The 2,799-nt window shown below is 66.2% G+C and carries 1 protein-coding gene and 1 tRNA gene; one reads left to right on the plus strand and one right to left on the minus strand.

Going from position 1 to position 2,799, the window contains the following annotated elements; genetic code table 11:
• Positions 1-16 precede the first annotated feature (16 nt).
• Positions 17-103, minus strand: a tRNA-Leu gene (locus tag ABE472_RS18790).
• A 250-nt stretch (positions 104-353) separates the two neighbouring features.
• On the opposite strand from ABE472_RS18790, the gene rnr reads away from it, so the two are divergent.
• Positions 354-2,699, plus strand: a complete 2,346-nt coding sequence (rnr, locus tag ABE472_RS18795; protein ID WP_260232222.1) for a ribonuclease R — start codon at positions 354-356, stop codon at positions 2,697-2,699.
• Positions 2,700-2,799: the final 100 nt, after the last annotated feature.

Below are 2,799 nucleotides of genomic sequence, written 5' to 3' on the forward strand. Positions count from 1 at the left end.
ATCATTTTCTGAGTCATGGTGCCCAGGAGAGGACTCGAACCTCCACGAAGTTGCCCCCGCTAGCACCTGAAGCTAGTGCGTCTACCAATTCCGCCACCTGGGCGACTCAGGGGGCGAATTCTGGGCATGTCCGTGAGGCTTGTCAACGGTTTTGTGAAATTTCTTCACAATCCTGCACAGGAGCGCCGCTGACCGGTTCTGCACACGCACAGCGGTTACTATTGAGGTCAATGAAACCAAAGAAACCGACCCAGGGCGCGAAAGCCCCCAAGTCCCCGGCGCCCAAGAAGGCAGCCGGTCCGTCGGGCAAGCCCCGCGCTGCCGCCAAGAAAGCCGGCAAGCTGCCACCCTGGATGCCCGAATCCCTGAACACCGCTGAGCCGCCGCGTGGCAACAAGCGCGGGCCCAAGCCTGCGCATGCCGGGCCGATCCCGACCCGCCGCCGCCCGCATCCGACCCCGCTCGACGGTGAGGTCCAGGTGGACCCCTTCGCCGCCCGGGAGGCCGAGCGCTATGCGCAGCCGATCGCCAGCCGTGAGGCGATCCTGCAGCTGCTCGACCGCTGCGATGGCCCGCAGACCGCCGAAGAGATCGCCATCCATCTCGGCCTGACCGAGCCGGACCGTGCCGATGCGCTGGGCAAGCGCCTGGGCGCGATGTGCCGTGACGGCCAGCTGGTGCAGAACCGCCGTGGCGGTTTCGCGCCGCTGCAGGCCGTCAACCTGATCACCGGCGTGGTGATCGCCAACCCGGAAGGGTTCGGCTTCCTGCGCCCGGTCGAAGGTGGCGACGATCTGTTCCTGCCGCCGTTCGAAATGCGCAAGGTGCTGCATGGTGACCGCGTGCTGGTCAACGTGACCGGCATCGATCGTCGTGGCCGTCGCGAGGCGAGCATCTCGCGCGTGCTTGAGCGTGGCATGAGCCGCCTGATCGGTCGCTTCAGCGTCGAGTTCGGCATCAACTACGTGGTGCCCGACGACAAGCGCGTGCAGCGCAACGTACAGATCCCGCCCGACCAGACCGGCGATGCCCGCGATGGCCAGCTGGTGGTCTGCGAGCTGACCCAGGCGCCGGACACCCGCCGCCCGCCGATCGGCCGCATCATCGCCGTGCTCGGCGACAAGCTGACGGCCTCGCTGGTGGTGGAAACCGCCATCCACGGCCATGAGCTGCCGTTCGAGTTCCCGGCCGAAGTGCTGGCTGAAGCCACCGCGGTGCCGATGGTGGTCACCCCGGAACAGATCGGCCACCGCGAGGACCTGCGCAACACGCCGCTGGTCACCATCGATGGCGAGGATGCCAAGGACTTCGACGACGCGGTCTACTGCGAACCCAATGCCGAAGGCTTCCGCCTGGTCGTGGCGATCGCCGACGTCTCCAATTACGTGCGTCCCGGTACGCCGCTGGACAATGAAGCGCAGAAGCGCGCGACCTCGGTCTACTTCCCCGGGTTCGTGGTGCCGATGCTGCCGGAAACGCTGTCCAACGGCATCTGCTCGCTGATGCCCAAGGTTGACCGCATGTGCTTCGTCTGCGACATGCAGGTGAACCGCGAAGGCGAGGTCATCCATTCGCGCTTCTACGAAGCGGTGATGAATTCGCATGCGCGCCTGACCTACAACCAGGTCTGGGAAGCGGTGGGCGAGAACGACCCGGCCGCGCGCAAGGCGATCGGTCCGCTGATGCCGCAGGTGGATCGCCTGTACCAGCTGTATCACGTGCTGGCCAAGGCGCGTACCCGCCGCGGTGCGATCGAATTTGAAACCTCCGAAGTGCGCTTCGTGCTGGACAACACCGGCGAAGTCACCCAGGCCGGGATGATGGTGCGCAACGATGCGCACAAGCTGATCGAAGAATGCATGATCGCGGCCAATGTGCAGGCGGCGCGCTACCTGCTGGCCAAGCAGGTGCCGGCGCCGTTCCGTGACCATGAGCGTCCGCCGGAATCCAAGTACGCCGATCTGCTCGAGTTCCTGAAGGAATTCAAGCTGAGCCTGCCGCCGTGGTCGAAGGTGCAGCCGGCCGATTTCACCAAGCTGCTGAAGAAAGTGCGCGATCGCCCGGACGCAGCGCTGCTGGAATCGGTGCTGCTGCGCAGCCAGAGCCTGGCGGTGTACTCGCCGGACAACCTGGGCCACTTCGGCCTGGCGCTGGATGCGTACGCCCACTTCACCTCGCCGATCCGTCGTTACCCCGATCTGCTGGTGCACCGTGCGATCAAGCACGCGCTCAGCGGAGCCGCGCCGGAGAAGTTCACCTATTCGCCGCGTGAGATGGCCGCGCTGGCCCTGCAGTGCTCCGAGCGGGCGCGCCGCGCCGATGAAGCCGAGCGTGAAGTCGACGAGCGTTACCGCGCCGCGTGGATGGAAAAGCACGTTGGCGGCCAGTTCGAGGGCGTGATCAGTGGCGTGACGAGCTTCGGCCTGTTCGTGGAACTGGACGAATCCAAGGTCAACGGCCTGGTCCACGTGACCCAGCTGCCGCACGACTACTACCAGTTCGACGCGGTGCGCAAAACGCTCAACGGCGAACGCCGCGGCAAGATCTACCGCCTCGGTGACCGCGTGCGGATCCTGGTGCTCAAGGCCAGCATGGAAGAGCGCAAGATCGACTTCCGCCTGGTGGAAGAAAAGGACGATTCGCTGCCCGAGCTGCCGCCGCGCGGCCAGCCGGCCAAGCGCCAGAAACAGAAGTACTGATCGTCGCGTACCGGCCCCCCGCCCGGAAGCCGCCGGGGGCCCCCCGTGGGGGGGGCCAACGAAAACCCCCCCCCGGGGGTGGGGCCACCCCAACCCCACC

Source organism: Stenotrophomonas sp. TWI809 (genome assembly GCF_039673205.1).
Classification (GTDB): domain Bacteria; phylum Pseudomonadota; class Gammaproteobacteria; order Xanthomonadales; family Xanthomonadaceae; genus Stenotrophomonas.